The organism is Stagnihabitans tardus (genome assembly GCF_009925085.1).
GTDB lineage: Bacteria > Pseudomonadota > Alphaproteobacteria > Rhodobacterales > Rhodobacteraceae > Stagnihabitans > Stagnihabitans tardus.
Genome location: NZ_JAABNR010000106.1, coordinates 1 through 254, shown reverse-complemented (window position 1 = coordinate 254; position 254 = coordinate 1). Strand labels below are relative to the sequence as shown.

The window sequence follows — 254 nt, the reverse complement described above, 5'->3', positions numbered from 1 at the left end:
GATCCTGCGCCAGTCCTTGAGGCGGCCGAACATGATCTCGATGCGGTTGCGCCGCTTGTAGCGACGGCGGTCATGTCGGATCTTCTTCTTACGGTTCTTCCGCCCTGGGATGCAGACCCTTATCCCTGAGAGTGTCCGGCCTTCTGTGTATCGGTGATCTGGTCCATGCTTCCTGAGAGGAGCAAGGACGATGACGATTTCGAACGAATTGCTGGACGAGTTGCTGCAGGGCTGCAAGCGGCCGGAAGATCTGC

At 58.3% G+C, this 254-nt stretch carries 1 pseudogene; it reads right to left on the bottom strand.

Annotated features, from left to right (window positions below):
- Positions 1-126: pseudogene (locus GV832_RS21830) on the bottom strand (IS5/IS1182 family transposase); the annotation flags it as partial.
- Between the last annotated feature and the right edge of the window lie 128 nt (positions 127-254).